The organism is Acidovorax sp. Root275 (assembly GCF_001428965.1).
In the GTDB taxonomy this organism is placed as follows: Bacteria; Pseudomonadota; Gammaproteobacteria; order Burkholderiales; family Burkholderiaceae_C; genus Acidovorax; species Acidovorax radicis.
The window spans coordinates 338,615-358,138 of the sequence record NZ_LMJH01000010.1 but is presented as its reverse complement, the minus strand read 5'-3'; the positions used below and the strand labels follow the sequence as shown (position 1 = coordinate 358,138).

The window sequence follows — 19,524 nt, the reverse complement described above, 5'->3', positions numbered from 1 at the left end:
GAAACTCCTGCGCGGGCCGCTTTGGGTGTACTCGTCTTGCTGTGCCCCCTGTGTGGCAGGAGGCTACAACCGGGCGGTTTGATGACCGCGGCCAATCATCAGATCCAGGTTCTGAACAGCCGCGCCCGAGGCCCCCTTGCCCAGGTTGTCGAACACGGCAGTCAGCAGCACCTGGCCATGGCGGGCGTTGCTGAAAACGCCCAGCTGCATCTGGTTGGTGCCGTTGAGGGCCTGCGGGTCCAGATGCTGGGTGTCTTGTACTTGCGCGAGGCCCAGGACCTCGACATGGGCTGCACCGAGAAAGTGCTGGACCAGGCAAGCGTGCAAGCGCTCTCCGGTGGTGCCTGCGGGTAGCTGGCGCAGCAGGAGCGGAATGGTGAGCGCAATCCCCTGGCGGAACGAACCATAGGCCGGAAGAAAGAACGGGCGCTGCGACAGCCCGGCATGCAAGGCGATTTCCGGGGTGTGTTTGTGTTCCAGTCCCAGGCCGTAGAGCTGGAAGGCTGGGGTGTTGGCCGAGTTCGGGCCTTCATGTTCGTCCACGCGGGCCCGTCCGCCACCCGAATATCCCGATACCGCATGGATGGTGATGGGATGGTCGGCGGGCACCAGGCCCGCCTGCACCAGGGGTCGGAGCAGGGCGATGGCGCCCGTGGGGTAGCAGCCTGGGTTGCTGACCCGCCTAGCGCCCGCAATGCGTGCGGCCTGTTCTGTGCCCATCTCCGGAAAGCCATACACCCACTGCGGGTCCGTACGGTGCGCCGAGCTGGCGTCGATCACGCGCACGGCGGGGTTGACGATGGCGGCCGCGGCCTCGCGGGCGGGGGCATCGGGCAGGCACAGGATGGCGATATCGCAGCTGTTGATGGCCTCGGCGCGGTGGGTGGCGTTCTTGCGTTCGGCCTCGGGCAGGGTCAGCAGCTGCAGATCCGTGCGGCCACGCAGGCGTTCGTGGATCTGCAAACCGGTGGTGCCTTGGTCGCCATCGATGAAGACAAGGGGTGGGGTGGTCATGGGGCGGGTTCCTGCAATGGAGGGGATGTGGAATCTTCGGTCCCGGTCTAAACTTTGAAAAGTTGAATTTCACAAACATCAGAATCAGGTTTACTGAACGTCATGCGCGAACTCAATCTTGACCGGCTGCGCACCCTTGTCACCATTGCCGACCTGGGCTCCTTCGCAGAAGCCGCGCGCATGCTGCACCTGGCGCCGCCCACGGTGAGCCTGCACATCGCGGACCTGGAGGCCCACATCGGTGCGCCATTGCTGGTGCGCAAGCGGGGCGAGGTCCGGCCATCCGGCGTGGGCGAGTTGCTGGTTGAACGCGCCCGGCGCCTACTGGCAGATGCCGACGAAGCGATGGACCTCGTGCAGCGCCAGGTGCAGGGGTTGGCGGGGCGTGTGCGTCTGGGCGCCTCCACGGGCGCCATTGCCCATCTGTTGCCCCTGGCCCTGGAGGCATTGGGTAAGCACCACCCCGGCATTGACGTGCAGGTGGCGGTGCTCACCTCGCAGGAAACCATGTCGCGGCTGGCCAATGGGGCACTGGATGTGGGCCTGGTGGCCCTGCCGCAAGCGGCAACGCCTGGCGTGGCGGTGCTGCCGTGGCGGCGCGACCCGGTCATGGCGTTTGTGCCGTCCTCATGGCCTTTGCCCGCAAGGGCCACGCCCCGCTGGCTGGCGGGCCAGCCGCTGATCCTAAACGACGACGGCACCAGCCTGTCAAGGCTGACCAGCGAGTGGTTTGCGCTGGCTGGCGAGCACCCCAAGGCGCGCATCCAGCTGAACTACAACGACGCGATCAAGAGCCTGGTGGCGGCAGGCTATGGTGCAACGCTGCTGCCCCAAGAGGCTTCCACCGCTGCGCCACTGGACCCGCGCATCCGCATGCTGCCGCTGCAGCCCCGGCTGTGGCGGCCTCTGGGTATCGCGCACCGCGCAGGCCCTGTGGAGCGGGCCACCCAGCATGTGCTGGACGTGCTGTGGCAGCAAAAGCAGGGGTAGGGCGGGGTTGCAGCCTGTGTCCGCTGTCTTGCACGCAACGCTGCACAAGACAGGAGATCAGCAAAAATAACAATAAAAATGTACTTTGGCGCTTGCCCGTAAAGCGCTGATAGCTATCAATATAGTAGTAAATCAGGGCGGTGCAGGCCGTTCATCGGTCCAAGCCGCCAATGGCTGCTCTGCATCGCAGCGCTCCCGCGATTCAGATGGCGTTGTCCGGCGCCAGCGCGCTCAGCACCATGCGCACGATCAACTCCTCGGCCTTGTCGTAGTCGCGTTCGGTCAGCGCCGGTTTGCCCAGCAGCAGGGCGAACTGGGCTTCCTGCTCGGCGTAGGCCTGCGTGACCGACCAGATGATGAACATCAGGTGCATGAAATTCACCTTGGCGATGCGGCCTTCGCGCGCCCAGCGCTCGAAGGTGCGCACCTCGGTCTTGAGCAGCGGGCCTACGCGCTCGATGATGGCTTTGCCATAGCGTGGTGCACCGGCAATCACCTCTTTGGTGAATACCTTGGCGCCCTGGGGGCGCGTGCGCGAATACTGCAGCTTGGCGCGGATATAGCGCCGCAGCGCCTGCTGGGGGTCGTCGCTGTGCGAGAGGTCTTCCATGCCCGCCAGCCACTGGGTCAGCACATCGTCGAGCACACGCTGGTACAGCGCCTCTTTGCTGGTGAAGTAATACAACAGGTTGTGGCGGCTGATGCCAATGGCTGCGGCAATGTTCTCCAGCGAAGCACCTTCGAAGCCGAATTGCGCAAAGTGGTTCTCGGCTTCGGTGAGGATGCTCTGTTCCTTGAGCAGGCGCGAGGCGGTGGGGGCGCGGGGGGCAGTGTCTGCGGGGGACGGGCGGGCGTCGGTCATCGCACCATTGTGGAACAAGCCAGGGGCCAAAAACTGGCAATTCGCTGGCGTGGGGCGGGGATTTGTGGCGATTTGACTGGCACGGGGTTTGCTCTAGGGATTTTACCAATTGGTAAATTTTTACGGGTTGGTAAATTGACCCACCACACAGGGCACCGCTGCACCAAAGCAGTGGGCACCTGAATCCTACAGCGAGGCCCACGATGAAACCTCCGAAGTTTGCGGGCGCCAGCATCTGCGCTGGCGCCGCATTGGCTGGCCCCGGCCCCATGAGCTGCGGGCACTGCAAGGCGCCAGCGCGCGCCCAGATCCCCACCCCGACCCTTCCGGAGGAAAACTGATGGAAACACCCGCAAGCCGTGCCTGCGGCATTCATGCTGCACGCCTGAACCTGGCCGACTACGCTGCCAACTTCAGTGATGCGCACCCGCCGCTCACCAAACCCCAGGCCTTGATCGAGGCCGAGCGCTGCTACTACTGCCACGATGCGCCCTGCGCCACCGCCTGCCCCACGGGCATCGACATCCCTTCGTTCATCCACCGCATCGCACAGGAGAACAACCGGGGTGCTGCCCGCGCCATCCTGGAGGCGAACCCGCTGGGCGGCATGTGCGCGCGGGTGTGCCCCACCGAGGTGCTCTGCGAGCAGGCCTGCGTGCGCAACACCAACGAAGACAAGCCGGTGGAGATCGGCTCACTGCAGCGCTACGCCACCGACGCCTTCTTTGCCCAGCCTAGCGCGCCCCTGTTCCAGCGCGCGGCCGCCACCGGCAAGCGCGTGGCCGTGGTGGGCGCCGGGCCTGCAGGCCTGGCCTGCGCGCATGGCCTGGCCGTGCGCGGCCATGACGTGGTGCTGTTCGAGGCGCGCCCCAAGCTGGGCGGCCTGAATGAATACGGCCTGGCCAGCTACAAGACCACCAACAACTTCGCGCAGAAGGAAGTGGAGTGGCTGCTGTCCATCGGCGGCATCGAGGTGCGCACCGGCCAGCAGCTGGGCCGTGACATCACGCTCGACAGCCTGCTGGGCGCGTACGACGCGGTGTTCCTGGGCCTGGGCCTGCAAGGCGTGAATGCGCTGGGCGTGGCCGAACCCACGGCCACCGGCCTGCGCAATGCGGTGGACTTCATCGCCGAGCTGCGCCAGAGCGCCGACCTCTCGACCCTGCCCGTGGGCCGCCGCGTGGTGGTGATTGGTGGCGGCATGACGGCGGTGGATGCCGCCGTGCAGTCGCGCAAGCTGGGCGCCGAAGAGGTGACCATCGTCTACCGTCGCGGCGCAGAGGCCATGTCGGCGTCCGCTGTGGAGCAGCAGTGGGCGCAGACGAATGGTGTGACCATCCGCCACTGGGCTGCACCGAAAGAGGTGCTGAGCGAAGGCGGTGTTGTCAAGGGCGTGCGTTTTGCCGCCACGGCGCTGAGTGGCGGCAAGCTGGTGGAAACCGGCGAGACCTTCTCGCTGGAGGCCGACATGGTGCTCAAGGCCATCGGCCAGACCTTTGTGGCCGAGCCGGTGGGTGCCTCCATCGCGCTGGAAGCCGGGCGCATTGTGACGGACCTGGAGGGCCGCACCAGCCTGGCGCGTGTCTGGGCCGGAGGCGACTGCCGCGTGGGTGGCCGCGACCTCACGGTGGAGGCGGTGGAGCACGGCAAGGTCGCCGCTGTCTCCATTCATCAAGCGCTGAGCGTGCCCGTGGCACTCGTGGCCTGACGTCGTCAACTGCAACTCACGGGAGCACCCCATGGCAGACATTCGCAGCAATTTTCTGGGCATTCAAAGCCCCAACCCCTTCTGGCTGGCCTCCGCACCGCCCACCGACAAAGAGATCAACGTCACCCGCGCCTTCGAAGCCGGCTGGGGTGGCGTGGTGTGGAAGACGCTGGGCGAAGACCCGGCGGTGGTCAACGTCAACGGGCCGCGCTACTCCACGCTGATGTCGCAAGACCGCCGGGTGATTGGCCTGAACAACATTGAGCTGATCACTGACCGGCCGCTGCACACCAACCTCGAAGAGATCAAGCGCGTCAAACGCAACTGGCCCGACCGCGCCATGATCGTTTCGCTCATGGTGCCTTGCGAGGAGCAGAGCTGGAAGAACATCCTGCCGCTCGTGGAAGACACCGGCGCTGACGGCATCGAACTCAACTTCGGTTGCCCGCATGGCATGAGCGAGCGTGGCATGGGCGCGGCCGTCGGCCAGGTGCCCGAGTACATCCAGATGGTCACGGCCTGGTGCAAGCACTACAGCAAGCTGCCCGTGATCGTGAAGCTCACGCCCAACATCACCGACGTGCGCCAGCCCGCACGCGCCGCCAAGGCGGGCGGGGCCGATGCCGTGTCGCTCATCAACACCATCAACTCCATCATGGGTGTGGACCTGGACCGCATGGTGATGAGTCCGAGCACCGACGGCTGGGGTTCGCACGGTGGCTACTGCGGACCGGCCGTCAAGCCCATTGCGCTCAACATGGTGGCTGAGATCGCGCGCGATGTGCAGACCGCCGGCCTACCCATCAGCGGCATTGGCGGCATCACCACCTGGCGCGATGCGGCCGAGTACATTGCGCTGGGCTGCGGCACGGTGCAGGTGTGCACGGCGGCGATGGTGTATGGCTTCAAGATCGTGCAAGACATGTGCGATGGCCTGTCCAACTTCATGGACGAGCATGGCTACGCCACGATTGACGACTTCAAGGGCCAGGCCGTGCCCACGGTGAAGGACTGGAAGAACCTCAACCTCAACCACATCGAGAAAGCCGTCATCAACCAGGATGCCTGCATCCAGTGTGGCCGCTGCCATGTGGTGTGTGAAGACACCTCGCACCAGGCCATCACCTTCACCAAAGAGGGTGGCGTGCGCAAGTTCGAGATCAACGAGGCCGAGTGTGTGGGCTGCAACCTCTGTGTGTCGATCTGTCCCGTGCCCGAGTGCATCACCATGCGCGCCCTGGAACCGGGCGAAGTCGATGTGCGCACGGGCAAGCAGGTCACCGGTGAATACGCCAACTGGACCACGCACCCCAACAATCCGCAGCGCGTGTCTGCAACGGCCTGATCCTGCACCCGATGCGTGCTTCCATTGCAGGCCATGCAAGACGTTCTGGATGCCCCCGTCGTGGTGCTGATTTGCAACGCATGCTGCACTGCATCTGGTGCAGTTCTTGCGTCCTCTCTAGCATCGCTCGCTTCCCTTTGCCCGCCATCTGCCAGCGTGAGGGCGCCGGACCAGACGGTGGGTTGTGTGCAACCCCAACGAAGTCTTTGACAGGAGTACAGGCATGACCAACAGTACCGGCAGCGCTGCCCACGTGGCGGGGCTAATGCCCGGCGGAGCCTCCAACACGCTCGCCAATGAAGATTTGCTCCCCACCACCGCCGCGCAGCGGCACTGGACCTGGAAAGACTTCGCCGCACTCTGGGTGGGCATGGTGGTGTGTGTGCCCACCTACACCATGGCCAGTTCCATGCTGGACCAGGGCTTCACCTGGCAGATGGCGGTGTGGCTCGTGTTCCTGGCCAATTGCATCGTGCTGGTTCCGATGGTGCTCATCGGCCGCGTGGGGCCCAAATATGGCGTGCCGTTTCCGGTGCTGGCGCGTGCTTCGTTTGGTGTGAAGGGCGCCAACCTGCCGGCCGTGCTGCGCGGCCTGGTGGCGTGTGGCTGGTTCTCCATCAACTGCTACTTCGGCGCACTCGCGCTGCATGGCTTCTTGAACATCGTGGGCATGAACCTCGCAGGGCCAGCCGCTGGGGAGACCATCAGCACCTCGCAGTTCATGTGTTTCCTCGCGTTCTGGGCGGTGCACATCTACTTCATCTGGAAGGGGCCGGAGTCCATCCGCCTGCTGGAAGTGATTGCCGCGCCGCTGATGATTGGCGCCTCGGTGCTGTTCGTTGTGGTGCTGATGATGAAGGTGCCATCGGGCCAGCTCTTCAATCTGCCCGCCAAGGTGGTGGAAGGCGGGCCCAAGACCTGGGCGGCACTCACGGGGCTGGTGGGCTTCTGGGCCACGCTGGCACTCAACATCCCGGATTTCACGCGCTTCGCCAAGTCGCAAAAGGACCAGGTCATGGGCCAGGCCATCGGCCTGCCGCTGCCCATGGCGCTGTTCTCCATGGTCGGGGTCATCGGTTTCTCGGCGTCGGCCATCCTGTACGGCAAGGCGCAGTTGTTCCCTGATGGCCTGCTGACCCAGATGGGCAGCGTGGCCGCGGGCCTGGGCCTGCTGGTGATCCTTCTGGCCAACCTGACGACCAACGTGGCCGCCAACCTGGTGTCGCCTTCGTACGATTTCAGCCAGATCGCGCCCTCCAAGATCAGCTTCCGCATGGGCGGCGTCATTGCTGCGCTGATCGGGCTCGTGTTCATGCCCTGGAAGATCCTGGCCACATCGGGCGGCTACCTCTTCACCTGGCTGGGCGGCTACGGCACGCTGCTGGGCGCCATCGCGGGCATTTTGCTGGTGGACTATTACCTGGTGCGCAAGAGCGAGCTGAAGGTGGAAGACCTGTACCGCCGGGGTGGCGAGTACGAGTACAGCAATGGCTGGAACCTGCACGCGCTCATCGCCTTTGCACTGGGCGTGCTGCCTTGCCTGCCAGGCTATCTGGCGGTGTCGGGCGTGGTGGACAAGGCGGGCATGCCCGCTATCTGGCTCACGCTGTTCGATTCGGGCTGGTTCTTCAGCCTGGCCGTGGCCGGTACCTATTACTACCTGACCGCCAAGAAAAAATGACCTCTGGCCCTGCCTGGGCCTGGTGCCAGTGCAGGGCCCTTTTTTTGATCTGTATCCCTGAAGGAGACCCCCATGACCCAAGCCCTTGTGATCCGCGGTGGAACCGTGGTCAACGCCGATCGTGAGCAGCGCGCCGATGTGCTGTGTGTCGATGGCCGCATCGTGGCCGTGGGGGAGGGGGCTGCGGTCCAGGCGCCTGCGGGGGCGCAGGTGCTTGACGCCAGCGGGCAATATGTGCTGCCCGGCGGCATCGACCCGCACACGCACATGCAGCTGCCGTTCATGGGCACGGTCACCATGGACGACTTCTTCACGGGCACGGCCGCAGGCTTGGCCGGTGGTACCACCAGCATCATCGACTTTGTGATCCCCGACCCGCAGGAGCCCATCCTCGATGCCTACCGCAAGTGGCGCGGCTGGGCCGAGAAGTCGGCGGCCGACTACAGCTTCCATGTCGCCATCACCTGGTGGAGCGAGCAGGTTCGCGCCGACATGGGCACGCTGGTGCAACAGGAGGGCGTGAACAGCTTCAAGCACTTCATGGCCTACAAGAACGCCATCATGTGCGACGACGAAACCCTGGTGAACAGCTTCAAGCGCGCGCTGGAGCTGGGCGCCATGCCCACGGTGCATGCCGAAAACGGCGAGCTGGTGTACCTGCTGCAGCAAGAGGTCGCCAAGATGGGCATCACCGGCCCCGAAGGGCACCCGCTGTCGCGCCCGCCCATGGTCGAGGCAGAGGCTGCCAACCGCGCCATCGCGATTGCCGACGTGCTGGGCGTGCCCATCTACGTGGTGCATGTGAGCTGCATGGAGTCGGCCGACGCCATTGCCCGCGCCCGGGCGCGTGGCCAGCGTGTGTACGGCGAGGTGCTGGCGGGCCACCTGCTGGTGGACGACAGCGTGTACCGTGACCCTGACTTTGCCAAGGCCGCCGCCCATGTGATGAGCCCGCCCTTCCGCCCCAAGGGCCACCAGGAGGCGCTGTGGCGCGGCCTGCAATCGGGCCAGCTGCACACCACGGCGACAGACCACTGCACCTTCTGCGCCGCGCAAAAGGCCATGGGCAAGGAGAACTTCGCAAAAATTCCCAACGGCACGGGCGGCGTGGAAGAGCGCATGGCTGCGCTCTGGGACGGCGGCGTGAACACCGGGCGCCTCACGCCCAGCGAGTTCGTGGCCATCACCTCGGCCAACTGCGCCAAGCTGTTCAACATCTACCCGCGCAAGGGCTTCATCGGTGAGGGCGCCGACGCCGACCTGGTGCTGTGGGACCCTGAAGGCACCAAGACCTTCTCGGCCAAAACGCAGTTCAGCAAGGGCGACTTCAACATTTTTGAAGGCCGCACGGTGCGCGGCATTCCCAGCCACACCGTGAGCCAGGGCCGCGTGGTGTTTGCCAATGGCGACCTGCGCGCAGAGCAGGGCAAGGGCCGGTACATCAAGCGCCCCGCGTTTGGCAGCAACTTCCAGGCCGTGCAAAAGCGCGCCCACGATCTGGCCCCCACTGCGGTCGCTCGCTGAAGAACGAACGCCATCACGGAGAACATCATGGACACCAAAGTCAAACCCAACATCGAAAACCTGCGCATCAACGGCGACCGCCTGTGGGCATCGCTGATGGAGTTGGCGCAGATCGGCGCCACGCCCAAGGGCGGCGTGTGCCGCCTCACACTCACCGACCTGGACAAGCAGGGCCGCGACCTCGTCACCCGCTGGGCGCGCGAGGCCGGCATGAGCGTCACCATCGACAAGATTGGCAACGGCTTCATGCGCCGCCCCGGGCGCAACAACAGCCTGCCACCCATCATGACCGGCAGCCACATCGACACCCAGCCCACCGGCGGCAAGTTCGACGGCAACTACGGTGTGCTGGCGGGCATCGAGGTGGTGCGCACGCTCAATGACCACGGCATCGAAACCGAGGCGCCGATCGAAGTGGCCTTCTGGACGAACGAAGAGGGCTCGCGCTTCGTGCCGGTGATGATGGGCTCGGGCGTGTTCGCCAAGGCCTTCACGCTGGAGCACGCCTACGCCGCCACCGACACCGAGGGCAAGACGGTGAAGGGCGAGCTCGAGCGCATCGGCTACATCGGCGATCAGGAGCCGGGCGATCATCCCATCGGCGCTTACTTCGAGACCCACATCGAGCAGGGCCCCGTGCTGGAAGACAACGACAAGACCATCGGCGTGGTCAGCGGCGTGCTGGGCATCCGCTGGTTTGACTGCACCGTCACCGGCATGGAAGCCCACGCAGGCCCCACGCCCATGGCCCTGCGCAAGGACGCCCTGCTGGCCGCCACCCACATCATGCAGGACGTGGTGGCTGCCGCCCACCGCCATCCGCCGCATGGGCGCGGCACCGTGGGCATGGTGCAGGTCTTCCCCAACAGCCGCAACGTCATCCCCGGCCGGGTCAAGTTCAGCATCGACCTGCGCAACAGCACGGACGAACTCGTGGACCAGATGGCCGCAGAAGTGAAGGCGCGGGCCCACCAGGTGGCGCAGGAGCACGGCGTGCAGGTGCATATCGAGATGGTGTCCAGCTACCCGGCGCAGGTGTTCCACAGCGAATGCGTGGAGGCCGTGGCCCGCGCCACGGCCAAGCTGGGCTACAGCCACATGCCCGCCGTCTCGGGCGCGGGGCACGACGCCGTCTACATGGCCAAGCTCGCGCCCAGCGGCATGATCTTCATCCCCTGCAAGGACGGCATCAGCCACAACGAGATCGAAGACGCCAAGCCCGAGCACATCACGGCGGGTTGCAACGTGCTGCTGCACGCGATGCTGGAGCGCGCAGGCACCTGATCGAGCGCGGCCCACGGGGCTGCGCGCCCTTCGATTTAGACCATCCTGCCCACAGGACATGGTCCTCGTTGTATCTTCTGGTTACTTTTAATTCCGTATTCCGAGAAGAGGACAGGCCATGAAACTCAAAACCCGCATCCTGTGGCTGTGTGCCGCCACCCTCTTGGGCTTGGTGGTGCTGTCGGCCGTGGCGCTGACTACGCTCTATCAATCGATGATGAAAGAGCGCACGGCGCAGCTCTCCAACCTGGTGGTGCTGGCCCATGCCGCCGCGCAAAAAGCGCACGAGCAGGAAAAGAGCGGCGCTCTGTCGCGCGAAGATGCCATCAAGGAAGCGACCCGCACCATCGGCAGTTTTGTGGACAAGGACAAATATTTCTTTGTCCGTGGGTTCACCAACGACGTGAACTACGTGCACCCCAACCCCAAGCGCATCGGCATCGTCGATGAAAAGGGCGGCAAGGAAGCGGGCGTGCGTTACCGCGCAGCACTGCAGGGCGTGACGGTGGGCACGGTCACCGCGCCCGGCACGCGCCCCGGTGCCAAGGAGCCGGTGGACAAGCTCTACGCCATCATCAAGTTCGAGCCCTGGGACTGGATCATCGGTTTTGGCGACTATGTGGACGACATCGAAAACGCCTTCTGGCGCAACACCGCGATCCTGCTGTCCATCGGCGCGGCGCTGATGCTGGTGATCGCGTTGATGGCCTGGCAGATGCTGCGCATGCTGGTGCACCAGCTCGGCGGCGAGCCCCAATACGCGGCCGATGTGGTGACGCAGATCGCTGAAGGCAACCTGGCAGTGGACGTGCAGACATTGCCCGGCGATACCACCAGCATCCTGCACGCCATCCGCGCCATGCGTGACAACCTTTCGCACCTCGTGACCCAGGTGCGCGACAGCACCGACTCCATCACCACGGCCTCGTCCGAAATTGCAGCGGGCAACGGCGACCTGTCGGCCCGCACCGAATCGCAGGCCAGCGCACTGCAGGAGACGGCGGCCTCGATGGAGCAGCTCACCTCCACCGTGCAGCAGAACGCCGCCAACGCCAAGCGGGCCGACGAACTGGCGCGCGCCGCCTCGGACATGGCAGTGCGCGGCGGCGATGTGGTGCAGCAGGTGGTCGGCACCATGGGCTCCATCGACCAGTCATCGCGCAAGATCGTGGACATCATCAGCGTCATCGACGGCATTGCGTTTCAGACCAACATCCTGGCGCTCAATGCCGCGGTGGAAGCGGCCCGCGCGGGCGAACAGGGCCGGGGTTTTGCCGTGGTGGCCAGCGAAGTGCGCAGCCTGGCGCAGCGCAGCGCAGCCGCTGCCAAGGAGATCAAGGGCCTGATCGACGACTCCGTGGCCAAGGTGGGTGTGGGCACACAACTCGTGGAGCAGGCCGGCGCCACCATGAGCGAGGTGGTGGCGGGGGTGAAAAGCGTGACCACCATGGTGGCCGAGATCAGCGCTGCCAGCGGCGAGCAAAGCGCGGGCATTGCCCAGGTGAACCAGGCCATCTCGCAGATGGACCAGAGCACGCAACAGAACGCGGCGCTGGTCGAAGAAGCCCTGGCCGCCGCGCAGTCGCTCAGTCAGCAGGCGGTGACGCTGTCGCAGACGGTGGGGCAGTTCCGGGTGGCGTGAGTAAGTAAGCACCCCCTGAGTCGCTTCGCGCCTTCCCCCTCTCTGGCATTGCTGCGCAATGCGGAGGGGGACGCCCCCGGTGCGGCGGGGCGGCCCTTGCACGGGGGCACTGGTCTGGGCAGCGCCAGTTTTAGCCGCTAAGCCCGTTGCCGACCTTCACCTTGCTGCGCTGTTCGCTGGGCTTCAATGCGCCCGTCAGCCCCAGGAAGTGGTCCAGCATGTGGAAGTGGTCTTCAAAGAATTCCTCTTCCATCGCCGCCAGCTGGTCGATGGGGGTCCACTGCACTTGCAGCGCGTCGTCGTCGGCCTGCACGGTGGGGAATGGTGCGTCGCCCAGATCAAAGTAATGCGCGTGGGTCAGCGTGCGTCCACGCTGGCTGCGGTCGGGGTGGTCGAACACCGCCACGCACTGCAGCGCGGCGCGCATGGTGGCCTCGGGCAGGTGGCAATGGGTTTCTTCCACCAGCTCGCGCAGGCATGACTGCCACGCGGTTTCGCGCTGTTCGATGAAGCCGCCGGGCACGGCCAGCTGGCCCTTGCCGGGGGCGTGGGCGCGGCGGATCAGCAGCACGTGGTCGCGGCAGCGCAGCACGGCGTCCACCGTCACGAATACCGGTGGATAGGGTGCGGCGGCCCAGGCCTGGCGGTAGCCGCGCAGCATCTGCCACTCCTGCTGCAGCGCCGGGTAGTGCGGGGTCTGCGCAAACTGAATCAGCGTGGCCAGGGTGCTGGCGGGCATCTGGTCGGCCAGGGAGGCGAGGGCGGATGGCACGGTGTCGGGGTTGGCGCCAAACCACGCGTCGCGGATGGCCGTGGCGTCAATCGGCCCCTGGCGCTCCACATGGATCAGTTCCCAGCCGGGGAAGGCGCTCAGGTAGCCGCTGGTGGCGTCCTTGAAGTGGCCCACCAGCCCGATGCGCGCACCCGGTGTGGTCAAACGCGCCACGCCTGCGTGCACAGCCTGCACCCACACGGCCTCGTTGTAGTAGTCGCGCATGGGCAGCACGACCACGCGGCTGCGGTCGGCCTCGGGCAGCGCCCCCAGCAGCATGGCTTCGCGCTCTTGCCAGGTGAAGGGGTTCTTGGGCGAGCGCGCCTGCCAGGCCGAGCCCACCACCACGATGACCTTCTGCGCGCTGTCGAGTGCACGCTGCAGCAGCGCAATGTGGCCGTTGTGCACGGGTTCAAAACGCCCGATGTAGATAGCGGTATCGACCATGTGTCTCCAGTCGTTGTCAGGTTCTAAGAGCGGCTCACAAAACTCCCCTGGCGTCGTTGTTCCGTCTTGTCGTACCGCTTGTACTGCCTGCGACGGAACGCCTGGCCAGGGCCGCTGCGCTGAGTTTTGTTAGCCGCTCTAAGCATTTTTGGCTGCTAGCGCTTATCCATAAAGCGCTAGCAGCTATCTTTTTGGTAGTAATTTTACCGTGGAGCCGTTTCACACATACCGCGCTGCAATCGGCATCTGCCGCCCGCTGCCAAAGGCCCGGGCCCGCACGCGCACGATGGGCGGGGCCTGGCGGCGTTTGTATTCGTTGCGCGCCACCATCATGCGCACGCGTTGCACCAGGGCGCGGCCCGCGTCGTCGGTTTGCAGCTGGGCCACGAAATTCTGGGCCGCCGCGTGCTCCGCAGCAGAAAGGCGGTCGCCTTCGATGAGCAGCTTGAGCACTTCGTCGAGCACGGGGTAGGGCGGCAGGCTGTCCAGATCGCGCTGGCCGGGGGCCAGTTCGGCAGAGGGTTCCTTGTCGATGATGGCCTGTGGAATCAGCACGCGCCCGGCGTATTCGTTGACGTGGCGCGAGAGGGCAAACACCTCCGTCTTGTAGAGGTCGCCAATCAGGCCCAGCCCGCCGTTGGTGTCGCCATACAGCGTGCAGTAGCCCACCGAGATTTCCGACTTGTTGCCGGTGGTGAGCAGCAGGTGGCCGAAGGCGTTGGAATATTCCATCAGCACCGTGCCGCGAATGCGCGCCTGAAGATTTTCGAGCGGAAGGCCTTGCAGCGGTTTGCCCAAGCTGGTTTCAAACTGCTGCGCGTAGCCCGTTACCAATTCGGCAATCGGGTGCGTGAACAGCTGCACCCCCAGGTTGTGGCACAGCGCCACCGAGTCATCGACCGAGCCGCTGCTGGAGTAGCGCGAGGGCATGGTGATGCCCACCACGTTGTCCGCACCCAGCGCCTCTACAGCAAGCGCCAGCGTGAGCGCGCTGTCGATGCCGCCCGAGCTACCCACCACCACTTGCGCAAAGCCGCAGCGCCGCGCGTAGTCGCGCAGGCCCAGCACGATCTGTTGGCGGTAGAAGTCCATGGTGGGCAGGCCCTGTGCGGGCACGGGGGCGGGGCGTGCGCCTTCCGCGCTCAGAAAATGCCCGTTGTCGAACTGGAGGGTGCGCACGTCTTCCACAAACCGCTGCGCTTCAAAGACGACACCCGCCTCGGGCTCGGCGGCAAACGATGCCCCGTCGTACACAACCTGGTCGTGCCCGCCAATCTGGTTCACATACAGGATGGGCAGGCCGTGGCGGCGTGCGGCGTCGCCAAAAATCTGGTGGCGCTGCTCGCGTTTGCCCGTGTGGCTGGGGCTGGCGTTGATGCTCACCACCAGGTCGGGCGCGGCATCGCGCATGCGCTCGAAGGGGTTGGTGGCGTAGTCGGCGCCGTGGTCGTTCCAGCCGTCTTCGCAGATCAGCAGGCCCACCTGCGCGTTGCCCACACGCAGCACCTTGGCCACGTCCGGGCCGGGCTCGAAGTGGCGGCGCTCGTCAAAGATGTTGTACGTGGGCAGCAGCTGCTTGGCGTACTGCAGGCGCACAGCCCCGCCTTGCAGCACCAGCAGGCTGTTGTGCAAGCGCTTGCCGGGGCCGCGCGCGGGTGTGGGTGCGCCCACCACCCAGTGCAGTTGCGGAAGCTCGGCGGAGGCTTGCTGCAGCATGGCCAGGCCAGCCTCGATGCGTTGCTGAAAGCCGGTTTCCTCCAGCAGGTCGCCGGGGTAGTAGCCGCACAGCGACAGCTCGCTGAACACGACGAGGTCGGCCTGTTCGCGCGCCGCCTGCTGCCCGGCGGCTACCATGCGGGCCACGTTGCCTTCGATGTCACCGACGGTGAAGTTGAGTTGGGCCAGGGTGATGCGGAGCATGGTGTCAGTCCTTCACGTTGAACACCTGACGCAGATAGGCCAGGTAGGTTTCATCGTCGCACAGCGTCTTGCCGGGCGTGTCCGACAGCTTGGCCACGGGCTGCCCGTTGGCGCGCACCAGTTTCATCACGATGTTCAGCGGCTTGTGGTCCGCGCCCATGTCGTTGGTGAGGTTCGTGCCGATGCCAAACCCGAGCTGCGTGCGGTCGCCAAAGTGGCGGTACAGCATCAGGGCGCGTTCCAGGTCGAGGCCATCGGAGAACACCAGCCGCTTGGTGTGCGCGTCGATGCGCAGGCGGGTGTAGTGCGCGAGGGCCTTTTCGCCCCAGGCCACCGGGTCGCCTGAGTCGTGCCGCAGGCCGTCGAACAGCTTGGCGAAGTACAGGTCGAAGTCGGCCAGAAAGGCGTCCATGCCCACGGTGTCGGTCAGCGCAATGCCCAGGTCGCCCCGGTACTCCTGCACCCAGTCTTCGAGCGCGGCCTTTTGAAAGTCGCGCAGCCGCACGCCCAGCGCCTGGTAGGTCTGCAGGTATTCGTGCGCCATGGTGCCGATGGGCACCAGGCCCAGGTCGCGCGCCAGCAGCACGTTGCTGGTGCCCTTGAACCACTGCGGTGTTTGTGTGGCAAAGGTCTGCACCACCTCGCGCTGCCAGGCGCCGCTGTAGCGGCGGCGCAGGCCAAAGTCGAACAGCTCGAACGGGTGGCGCAGCGTGGCCTGTTGCGCCAGTGCCTGCAGCTGCAACACCTTGGCGGCCAGCCGTGCGCGGCCGCTGGCGAGGGCCTGGGCCGCGTCAAAACGGCGGAAGTACAGCTCGTTGACGATGGCCAGCACAAAGATCTCGAAGCCCATCACATGCACCTGCGGGCCACGCGCCACGATGTGCAGTTGCTCGCCGTCGGCCCAGGCGCTGATGAAGCTGCGCTGGAACTGGAAGATGCGCAGAAAGTCCACGAAGTCGCTCTTGATGTAGCGCAGTCCGCCCACGTAGGCCAGCTCGCCCTGCGTAAAGCGCAGGGTGCACAGGTGGTCCAGCGCGGCGTTCACCTCGGGCAGCAGCTCGGCCAGCGGGTAGGCAGGGGTGTTGCGGCATACAAAGCGATATTCGCTTTGGGTTTGCGGGTGGCGGTGCAGCAGCGCCTGCCACATCGTGAACTTGTAGAGGTCGGTGTCGAGCAGGCTGGTGATGACGGGGTTCATGGTGTTGCTCCAAAATTGGTAGCTAATAGCGCTTTATGGATAAGCGCTAGAGCCTGATTTCATTCATATTAGCGAGCTGTGCACTGGCTGTGCGCATGGCGTCCAGAAACGCCCGGTGTTGCGCCTCGAAGCCGCCCACGGGGCTCATGCCATCGGTCAGCAGCACGATGCGGCTGGCTTGCCAGCCGGGCAACAGGCGGGGCAGGTGCCGCACGATGTGTTCGGTGGTCGAGCGCACGCAGTGGCTGCTGGCCTCGCCCGCAATCAGCAGCACATCGGCCTGGCCCAGCGACTGCAGCAGGGCGGTGTTCAGCGCGGTGCTTTCGTCGTCCGCGTCGGGCACCTCGGCCTCGATGGCGCTGTAGTGTTCCGTCCAGGGGTTGGTGCCCTTGAACACATTGCGCACCGCGCGCTGGCGCCGGAGCTGCCAGACCCCAAAGGCGGCCAGCACATCGGCGTGTATGCCATGGCCCCAGCTGCCCACCTCGCAGTGCACGGGCCACACCATCAGCGTGTAGCGGCCCTGGGCTTCGAGTGCGTCCAGGTACTGCAGGGTGCGGGGCAGGGCAGCGGGGTTGCGCGGCGTGAAGTCGCCTGCGCGCACCTGGACAGCGGTGATGGGGGTGAAGGGTGCGACTTCGGCGCCCGTGTCGGTTTGCCAGAAGCCGGGATGGGCAATGTCAAAACGCTGGTGCGAATCGAGCGTGACGGTGATGGTGTCCAACTGGTCGCCCTGGCTGCCGATGAACTGCGCCAGGCGCTGCATATCGGCATGGGCACCGGCCACGGGCAGGGCGGGCGTGGTGCGCTGGCCGGTCAGCACATCGGTGGGTTGCCAGGCTACAGGCAGGTCGCAGAAATCGTTTTGGGGGTCGATCACCAGAAGCTGGACGTTGCGGGCCATGGTCTTCTCCTTTGTTGGTGACGCCAGTGTAATCTTGTTAGTAAAAAAAATGAACTAACTAAGTTGCAAAAGCATGTTTCTGCTTTAGAAGAGATTGTTGGTTGATATCCTGTTCGGTCATCCTTGTGACAAACTCAGCCCCATGATCGAAACCAGCACCCCAGCCGTGATCTGTACCGTGGACGTGGTCTTGCTCACCCTGCAGCAGGACGTGCTGCAGGTCGCGCTGCAGCGGCGCGAGCGGCCTCCGTTTGCGGGAGCGCTGGCGTTGCCGGGGGGCTATATCCACGCCCAGGAAGATGCCGATGCCCAGGCCAGCGCCGCCCGTGTGCTGCGCGAGAAAGCCGGTTTGCAAAGCCCCTATCTGGAGCAGTTGGCCACGTTCTCGGGCCCGGTGCGCGACCCACGTGGGTGGTCGATGGCCGTGGCCTACTGCGCCCTTGTACCGCCCGAGTTGCTGGCATCGGCGCCCCTCACACTGGTGCCGGTGGCCGAGCTGCCCGCGCTGCCGTTCGACCACCGCGCCATGGTCGACGCCGCCGTGGCTCGCGTGCGCAGCAAAAGCCAGTACTCGTCCATGCCCGTGCACCTGTGTGCCGAGCCGTTCACCCTGCCACAGCTGCAGTCCGTGTATGAAGCCGTGCTGGGCGAGCCCATCAACAAGGTGAGCTTTCGCCGCAAGGTGGACGAACTGGCCATGCTGGAGGCCGTGCCTGGCGCGCTGCAGACCGGCGGCGCCCACCGGCCCGCGCAGCTGTACCGGGTGCGCCCGGCCTACCGGCGCAACCTTTCGCTGAGCGCGCGGGGCCTGTAGCTGTTGGCACAGCACACAAACTATTGGACCGCTGCCTGGAAATCTGGCACAAACGCAAACTTTGTGTCCCACGAATGATGGGTGCGCGCCAGGCGGGCCGGGGTGGCCGCAGCTGCACCGCCAACAACAAGCCAGCCCGACGCTGGCGCCTGAGGGAAGTCCATGTCTTTGCGGCTCAAATTCAACCTGGTGCTGGCGGCGGTGCTGCTGGTGGCAGCGGCGGGTGCGGGGATCTACGTGCACCGCTTTTTGCAGCAGTCCGCCATCGAGGAGGTGCAGCACAACTCGCAGATCATGATGCACGCGGCCATGGCGATCCGGGACTACACCACCGAACTCGTCAAGCCGCACCTGGACGTGACGCTGGCCGAAAAATTCCTGCCGCAGACCGTGCCCGCCTACGCTGCGACCGAGACGCTGCGCCGCCTGCAGAGCCGGTTTCCGGGCTACGAGTACAAGGAAGCGGTGCTCAACCCCACCAACCTGCGCGACCGCGCCAGCGAGTGGGAGGAGCGCATCATCAGCGACTTCCGCGAAGGCCGGGCCGATCTCAAGAAGGAGGCGACCGGCGAAGTGGGCGAGGGCATGCACCGCGCCATGTATGTGGCCCGCCCCATCACCATCAAGCAGGCCCAGTGCATGGCCTGCCACAGCACACCGGCCGTGGCGCCGCCCACCATGCTCAAGGTCTATGGCGACAAGAACGGCTTTGGTTGGGGCATGAACGAGACGGTGGGCATCCAGGTGGTGAAGGTGCCGATGTACTTCCCGCTGGAGAAGGCGCGTCAGACCTTCAACACGGTGATGGCGGCGCTGGTGGGCAGTTTTGTGCTGCTGTTCGTCGGGCTCAACCTGTCGCTGTCGTCGCTGGTGATCGAGCCCATGGCGCGGCTCAACCGCAAGCTGGAAGACCTGGCCACCAAGGACTTCCTGACGGATCTGGTCAACCGCCGCCGCTTCTTTGAGAGGCTGGAGACCGAGATGGCCGACACCCGCATCAAGAAGGGCAGTCTGTCGGTGGTGATGTTTGACATCGACTTTTTCAAACGCATCAACGATACCTTTGGGCATGACTCGGGGGATGTGGTGCTCAAGAGCACGGCGCTGCGCGTGCGCGAACTGCTGCGGTCGTCCGACTGCGCTGCGCGTTTCGGGGGCGAGGAGTTCATCATCTTGCTCAAGGAAACCCCAGTGGACGCCGCCATGGCGATGGCCGAGGCGGTGCGCGCACGCATTGCAGGCGTGCCTTTCGACGCGGTGGGCCATGTCAGCGCCAGTTTTGGCGTGGCCACCTGGGACCACAAGGAAGACAGCCACGCCCTGATCAAGCGCGCGGACACGGCCTTGTATGTGGCCAAGTCCAGCGGCCGCAACTGCGTGGTGCAGGCCAAGGAAGCAGTGTGAAGGGACGCAATCCCC

At 65.2% G+C, this 19,524-nt stretch carries 15 protein-coding genes; 9 read left to right on the top strand and 6 right to left on the bottom strand.

What is annotated here, in order from left to right; translation table 11 throughout:
* Nucleotides 1-63 precede the first annotated feature (63 nt).
* Complete coding sequence (argC, locus tag ASE52_RS21055; protein ID WP_057228993.1) at nucleotides 64-1,014, bottom strand: N-acetyl-gamma-glutamyl-phosphate reductase; 951 nt, start codon at nucleotides 1,012-1,014, stop codon at nucleotides 64-66.
* Nucleotides 1,015-1,116: 102 nt separating this feature from the next.
* On the opposite strand from argC, the gene ASE52_RS21050 reads away from it, so the two are divergent.
* Nucleotides 1,117-2,004, top strand: a complete 888-nt coding sequence (locus tag ASE52_RS21050) for a LysR family transcriptional regulator (RefSeq protein WP_057228990.1) — start codon at nucleotides 1,117-1,119, stop codon at nucleotides 2,002-2,004.
* Between the two features lie 202 nt (nucleotides 2,005-2,206).
* On the opposite strand, the gene ASE52_RS21045 is transcribed toward ASE52_RS21050, so the two are convergent.
* A complete protein-coding gene (locus tag ASE52_RS21045; protein WP_057228987.1) occupies nucleotides 2,207-2,866 on the bottom strand; it encodes a TetR/AcrR family transcriptional regulator in 660 nt (219 codons plus the stop codon).
* Between the two features lie 340 nt (nucleotides 2,867-3,206).
* Between ASE52_RS21045 and ASE52_RS21040 the strand changes: the two genes are divergently transcribed.
* The 6 genes from ASE52_RS21040 (at nucleotide 3,207) to ASE52_RS21015 (ending at nucleotide 12,050) form a co-directional block, all read left to right on the top strand.
* Nucleotides 3,207-4,574, top strand: coding sequence for an NAD(P)-dependent oxidoreductase (locus tag ASE52_RS21040; protein WP_057228985.1), 1,368 nt, complete (start codon nucleotides 3,207-3,209; stop codon nucleotides 4,572-4,574).
* Between the two features lie 31 nt (nucleotides 4,575-4,605).
* Nucleotides 4,606-5,919, top strand: coding sequence for an NAD-dependent dihydropyrimidine dehydrogenase subunit PreA (gene preA, locus ASE52_RS21035; protein ID WP_057228983.1), 1,314 nt, complete (start codon nucleotides 4,606-4,608; stop codon nucleotides 5,917-5,919).
* 223 nt (nucleotides 5,920-6,142) lie between these two features.
* A complete protein-coding gene (locus ASE52_RS21030) occupies nucleotides 6,143-7,600 on the top strand; it encodes an NCS1 family nucleobase:cation symporter-1 (protein ID WP_057228981.1) in 1,458 nt (485 codons plus the stop codon).
* Between the two features lie 72 nt (nucleotides 7,601-7,672).
* Nucleotides 7,673-9,124, top strand: a complete 1,452-nt coding sequence (gene hydA, locus ASE52_RS21025) for a dihydropyrimidinase (RefSeq protein ID WP_057228979.1) — start codon at nucleotides 7,673-7,675, stop codon at nucleotides 9,122-9,124.
* A 27-nt stretch (nucleotides 9,125-9,151) separates the two neighbouring features.
* On the top strand, nucleotides 9,152-10,408 hold the full coding sequence (locus ASE52_RS21020) for a Zn-dependent hydrolase (protein ID WP_057228978.1): 1,257 nt from the start codon (nucleotides 9,152-9,154) through the stop codon (nucleotides 10,406-10,408).
* 118 nt (nucleotides 10,409-10,526) lie between these two features.
* The gene (locus ASE52_RS21015) at nucleotides 10,527-12,050 is read left to right on the top strand and encodes a methyl-accepting chemotaxis protein (RefSeq protein ID WP_057228976.1); all 1,524 of its coding nucleotides are present in this window, start codon (nucleotides 10,527-10,529) and stop codon (nucleotides 12,048-12,050) included.
* Between the two features lie 130 nt (nucleotides 12,051-12,180).
* Here the strand turns inward: ASE52_RS21015 and ASE52_RS21010 are convergent, their stop codons facing one another.
* From ASE52_RS21010 to ASE52_RS20995, 4 genes are all read right to left on the bottom strand, one after another.
* On the bottom strand, nucleotides 12,181-13,269 hold the full coding sequence (locus ASE52_RS21010) for a bifunctional nicotinamide-nucleotide adenylyltransferase/Nudix hydroxylase (protein ID WP_057228974.1): 1,089 nt from the start codon (nucleotides 13,267-13,269) through the stop codon (nucleotides 12,181-12,183).
* A 219-nt stretch (nucleotides 13,270-13,488) separates the two neighbouring features.
* Entirely contained in the window at nucleotides 13,489-15,189 is a 1,701-nt protein-coding gene (locus ASE52_RS21005; protein WP_057228972.1) for an NAD+ synthase, read from the bottom strand.
* A 4-nt stretch (nucleotides 15,190-15,193) separates the two neighbouring features.
* The gene (pncB, locus tag ASE52_RS21000; RefSeq protein ID WP_010462171.1) at nucleotides 15,194-16,387 is read right to left on the bottom strand and encodes a nicotinate phosphoribosyltransferase; all 1,194 of its coding nucleotides are present in this window, start codon (nucleotides 16,385-16,387) and stop codon (nucleotides 15,194-15,196) included.
* Nucleotides 16,388-16,433: 46 nt separating this feature from the next.
* Nucleotides 16,434-17,291 (bottom strand): hypothetical protein, encoded by an 858-nt coding sequence (locus ASE52_RS20995; RefSeq protein ID WP_057228970.1) that lies wholly within the window; start codon nucleotides 17,289-17,291, stop codon nucleotides 16,434-16,436.
* A 142-nt stretch (nucleotides 17,292-17,433) separates the two neighbouring features.
* Between ASE52_RS20995 and ASE52_RS20990 the strand changes: the two genes are divergently transcribed.
* Nucleotides 17,434-18,105, top strand: a complete 672-nt coding sequence (locus tag ASE52_RS20990) for an NUDIX domain-containing protein (RefSeq protein WP_057228968.1) — start codon at nucleotides 17,434-17,436, stop codon at nucleotides 18,103-18,105.
* A 162-nt stretch (nucleotides 18,106-18,267) separates the two neighbouring features.
* Nucleotides 18,268-19,509, top strand: coding sequence for a diguanylate cyclase (locus ASE52_RS20985; protein WP_010462166.1), 1,242 nt, complete (start codon nucleotides 18,268-18,270; stop codon nucleotides 19,507-19,509).
* Nucleotides 19,510-19,524: the final 15 nt, after the last annotated feature.

What these genes read in the sequence shown, in the direction of transcription:
- hydA (WP_057228979.1), top strand. Translation starts at nt 7,673, where the DNA reads ATGACCCAAGCCCTTGTGATCCGCGGTGGAACCGTGGTCAACGCCGAT.
- argC (WP_057228993.1), bottom strand. Translation starts at nt 1,014, where the DNA reads ATGACCACCCCACCCCTTGTCTTCATCGATGGCGACCAAGGCACCACC.
- ASE52_RS21040 (WP_057228985.1), top strand. Translation starts at nt 3,207, where the DNA reads ATGGAAACACCCGCAAGCCGTGCCTGCGGCATTCATGCTGCACGCCTG.
- ASE52_RS21005 (WP_057228972.1), bottom strand. Translation starts at nt 15,189, where the DNA reads ATGCTCCGCATCACCCTGGCCCAACTCAACTTCACCGTCGGTGACATC.
- ASE52_RS20995 (WP_057228970.1), bottom strand. Translation starts at nt 17,291, where the DNA reads ATGGCCCGCAACGTCCAGCTTCTGGTGATCGACCCCCAAAACGATTTC.
- ASE52_RS21020 (WP_057228978.1), top strand. Translation starts at nt 9,152, where the DNA reads ATGGACACCAAAGTCAAACCCAACATCGAAAACCTGCGCATCAACGGC.
- ASE52_RS20990 (WP_057228968.1), top strand. Translation starts at nt 17,434, where the DNA reads ATGATCGAAACCAGCACCCCAGCCGTGATCTGTACCGTGGACGTGGTC.
- ASE52_RS21045 (WP_057228987.1), bottom strand. Translation starts at nt 2,866, where the DNA reads ATGACCGACGCCCGCCCGTCCCCCGCAGACACTGCCCCCCGCGCCCCC.
- pncB (WP_010462171.1), bottom strand. Translation starts at nt 16,387, where the DNA reads ATGAACCCCGTCATCACCAGCCTGCTCGACACCGACCTCTACAAGTTC.
- ASE52_RS20985 (WP_010462166.1), top strand. Translation starts at nt 18,268, where the DNA reads ATGTCTTTGCGGCTCAAATTCAACCTGGTGCTGGCGGCGGTGCTGCTG.
- ASE52_RS21015 (WP_057228976.1), top strand. Translation starts at nt 10,527, where the DNA reads ATGAAACTCAAAACCCGCATCCTGTGGCTGTGTGCCGCCACCCTCTTG.
- ASE52_RS21010 (WP_057228974.1), bottom strand. Translation starts at nt 13,269, where the DNA reads ATGGTCGATACCGCTATCTACATCGGGCGTTTTGAACCCGTGCACAAC.
- preA (WP_057228983.1), top strand. Translation starts at nt 4,606, where the DNA reads ATGGCAGACATTCGCAGCAATTTTCTGGGCATTCAAAGCCCCAACCCC.
- ASE52_RS21050 (WP_057228990.1), top strand. Translation starts at nt 1,117, where the DNA reads ATGCGCGAACTCAATCTTGACCGGCTGCGCACCCTTGTCACCATTGCC.
- ASE52_RS21030 (WP_057228981.1), top strand. Translation starts at nt 6,143, where the DNA reads ATGACCAACAGTACCGGCAGCGCTGCCCACGTGGCGGGGCTAATGCCC.